Below are 3,384 nucleotides of genomic sequence, written 5' to 3' on the forward strand. Positions count from 1 at the left end.
TTGAATTCCAGCGTGTAACGCGCCCTTGCCGTAACTGCCTTTGCCTTCGTCATTTCGTTTCCTCTTGCTTGGATTGGACCACTTAGCAAGGGATACGTTTTTCAGGGACAAGGTCAAGACGAAGGCCACCATCCATCCCTGCCTTACGAGCAAATGGGCACCTTCATGAAGAGGCTCCACGAGATCCAGGATGCCAACATCAAGTTTCGCCGTTCGATCTCACCAGCGCTGGCACTGGAGTTCGCCATCCTGACTGCCATGAGGACCAATCCGATCATCTTGGCCCAATGGCGCGAGATCGACGAGGAAAAGCTACTCTGGACAGTGCCTGCAGAACACATGAAGGGTAGGTTTCCCATGCGGGTGCCTTTGTCGCCTCGTGCCATGGAGATCATTGGGCTGATGAAGGTCCAACACGAAGACAGTTGCCCGCTGGTGTTTCAGTGGCACGGCGTCGGGCTTCACAACACGTCCATGTTGAACGTCATCGGCAACATGCATGAACGCGAACCCAACACATGGACCGATCCAAGGATGGACGGGCGACGCGTCACCGTTCATGGTTTCAGGTCAACTCTCACCGACTGGGCTGCGGAGACTACTGAGTACGACTTCAAGGTCTATGACAAAGCCCTCGCCCACAGCGAGTCGAGCCAAACGGTTGCCGCCTACTTACGAGGTGATCTGCTGGCCAAACGTCGCCCCCTGATGGACAACTGGGCAAAGTTCTGTGGCTGCTAATGCAGGTCACATCCTGCAGGTCGGCCGCCAGGTTGCGTCTGCACATCCCCGTGGCGATTCCGCACCGAAAGGCCTGGCCACACAGGCATGCTTGATTCGATGGGCCGTCTCGATCGCACCGCGCGCTTCGTCCCGCCGGCGGGAATTGAACCCCTCCATGAAACTCGAAGCAGACTCTCAAAGTTACCCCCAACATTTGCCCCCACCGCACCCTCACTGCAAATAGGGAATTGAACACGTTGCATGAACGGGGAGCAGAAATGCTCCGCTAAACCGATTTCTCGGCGTAGCGGGGCAAGCTTGCGGCGCTCAATCATGCATAACCCCGGTGGCAAGTCAAAGTGCTCCACCCATGGCCAGGGTTGATAGATGCGACCGGGAGGCCGCATTGCGCGATTCCTTAGTGGTAATCGCTTTCTCTTTGGTGCCGTACAGCACCGATGTGAACTCGACCCTCGGTCTTGATCTCGTAATACACGACATAGCCGCTGGCCCCAAAGGGAACGATGAGCTCACGCGCAAACGGGCTGTTCTCTGCCTTGCGGCAACTGAACGGACTGATCTCCAGGAACCTACAGGCCTGACGAATCGCTTGAATAGCGTTCGAAGGAATGTCGAGATCACCGGCTGCGCTGTTCAGTTCACGCTCGAATGCGTGTTCAAACAACCTGTCAAGATCCTCCTCGGCCTCGCGGCTGAAGACGACTTGATATTTCATGCAGAGGCAGCCTTCTGACGCGCACGAGCTGCGGCCACTTTGGCGTCTAGCTTGGCTAGCACCTCATCAGCAGGGACCCAGTCCCCGGCAGCTTCGGAGCGAGCAATCGATTCCATGCCTCGACGAACAAATTCAGCATGGTCACGTCGACGCGCTACCTCGGTGCGAACCGCCTTCTCTACCAGAGCAGCGATCGACTCGCCGTCTTCCAGAGACTGCTCCAGTTCCTCTCGGAACTTGGGTTCAACGCGAACAGGCGGGATGGTGGTGCTCTTCATGGCACCAGTGTATCGCTTTTGTAATACCTGTTGGCCGGGCATTTTCCGGCTCCTTTCAGGCGTGCTCTATTGCGCAAGCAAAGTCGTAAACAACCACAGGCCTGGTCTCGGTGAACACTAGACACAGGCCCGCGGCAATCTGCAATGTCTCCGCGGTGCCGAATCAGACAGGCTGAACGGCGAGCCCATCAGTCGAGATGCCTGCGTACCTTCTGTCAGGAGCTGAGCCAGTCGACATCATCGAAGCGCGATCGCTCGGGAAGGCCGCCATCGCGCCAACAAGGGCCTGCGCTTGAGAGGCGATGAGCACGCTCCCGTCGCCGAAGCGGAACTCCTCAACTTGGTACTGCGAGCCCAAGTACCAGTCCTGGATCACCAACCGATCAGGCGCATTTCGGATGCTCATAACCAGATTGTTGCCTTCCTGCTGGAACTGGAGATCCGCTTGCGCTATGCCATTGGCGAGTCGCACGATGTCCTTGACGCCCGCTGTTGCGTCGTTCTCCTGGATCGTGTCAGCGCCATAGCCCGTACCGAACAGGTACGTGTCCGCCCCAACTCCACCCAGGAGCGTGTCATTCCCGCCTGCGCCATCCAATGTGTCCGCACCAGCCGCTCCGCTCAACACGTTGGCAGCGGCGTTGCCCGTCAAAAAGTTGTCGAGTGAATTGCCGGTACCGTTGATGACAGACGTGCCCGTCAGAAGCAGATGCTCCAGATTGCTTCCGAGCGTATAGGTGACCGCGCTGTGCACTGTGTCCGCGCCTGCGTTGGCGTTCTCCGTTACCGCGTCAGCGGTGGAGTCAACGATATAGATATCGCTTCCGGCCCCACCTGACATAGTGTCATTGCCCATGCCCCCATCCAGCGTGTCGTTGCCGCCGCTGCCATCCAGCAGGTCATTGCCGCCTGCACCGCTAAGCAAGTCGTGGCTGTCAAACCCGAAGATCGTGTCGGCCCCTGCCGTGCCTACCGACAACGCCAGGCTGCGCAGTTGCGCCTGATCCCAAACCGTGCCGTCCGCAAACACCACTTGCTCGATCTGGAAGCTCGGCTGCGCCGCGCCCGTGCTCGAGTTGTATTGGTCCCTCAGCGTGAGCGTGCCTGCGTCCGAGAACGTCAGCACCAGGCTGCCGCTGCTGTCTCGCCTCACCTGCGTGGCCGCAGCCGTGATGCCCGCGCCCAGTTGCACGACATCCACTCCTCCGGTGTCGCTCACCGTATCGGCGCCATCGCCCAGGTTGTACACAAACGTGTCACCCGAGGTCGCCGAGTTGTCGCCCAGCCAATCACCCCCCGTGCCTCCGGCCAGCGTGTCTGCACCCTCGCTGCCGTACAGCGTGTCGTTGCCCGCTCCGCCCTGCAAAGAGTCGTTCCCGGCGTCGCCCCACAACGTATCGTTGCCGTCGCCGCCCTCCAGCACGTCATTGCCTTCTGCGCCGACCAGGCTGTCTGCACCTGCCGCTCCCAGCAGCGAGTCGTTGCCCAAGCCGCCGTTGAGTGTGTCGTTGCCTTCACCTCCATCCAGCGTGTCGTTGCCGCCGCTGCCATCCAGCAGGTCATTGCCGCCTGCACCGCTAAGCAAGTCGTGGCTGTCAAACCCGAAGATCGTGTCGGCCCCTGCCGTGCCTACCGACAACGCCAGGC

The 3,384-nt window shown here is 59.6% G+C and carries 4 protein-coding genes; 1 reads left to right on the top strand and 3 read right to left on the bottom strand.

Going from position 1 to position 3,384, the window contains the following annotated elements:
* Positions 1-153: 153 nt before the first annotated feature.
* Entirely contained in the window at positions 154-741 is a 588-nt protein-coding gene (locus ACIQ67_RS20220) for a tyrosine-type recombinase/integrase (RefSeq protein ID WP_397536171.1), read from the top strand.
* Between the two features lie 400 nt (positions 742-1,141).
* Here ACIQ67_RS20220 and ACIQ67_RS20225 read toward each other — a convergent pair whose 3' ends face one another.
* From ACIQ67_RS20225 to ACIQ67_RS20235, 3 genes are all read right to left on the bottom strand, one after another.
* Positions 1,142-1,459, bottom strand: coding sequence for a type II toxin-antitoxin system RelE/ParE family toxin (locus ACIQ67_RS20225; protein WP_397536172.1), 318 nt, complete (start codon positions 1,457-1,459; stop codon positions 1,142-1,144).
* The gene (locus ACIQ67_RS20230) at positions 1,456-1,737 is read right to left on the bottom strand and encodes a YlcI/YnfO family protein (RefSeq protein WP_397536173.1); all 282 of its coding nucleotides are present in this window, start codon (positions 1,735-1,737) and stop codon (positions 1,456-1,458) included. The genes ACIQ67_RS20225 and ACIQ67_RS20230 overlap by 4 nt, the downstream gene beginning before the upstream one ends.
* A gap of 163 nt (positions 1,738-1,900) precedes the next feature.
* On the bottom strand, positions 1,901-3,384 hold a 1,484-nt coding region (locus ACIQ67_RS20235; RefSeq protein WP_397536174.1), incomplete at its 5' end, for a calcium-binding protein.

It is taken from the genome of Roseateles sp., assembly GCF_044373315.1.
Taxonomy (GTDB): Bacteria; Pseudomonadota; Gammaproteobacteria; order Burkholderiales; family Burkholderiaceae_C; genus JACDQM01.

What these genes read in the sequence shown, in the direction of transcription:
- ACIQ67_RS20220 (WP_397536171.1), top strand. Translation starts at nt 154, where the DNA reads ATGGGCACCTTCATGAAGAGGCTCCACGAGATCCAGGATGCCAACATC.
- ACIQ67_RS20225 (WP_397536172.1), bottom strand. Translation starts at nt 1,459, where the DNA reads ATGAAATATCAAGTCGTCTTCAGCCGCGAGGCCGAGGAGGATCTTGAC.
- ACIQ67_RS20230 (WP_397536173.1), bottom strand. Translation starts at nt 1,737, where the DNA reads ATGAAGAGCACCACCATCCCGCCTGTTCGCGTTGAACCCAAGTTCCGA.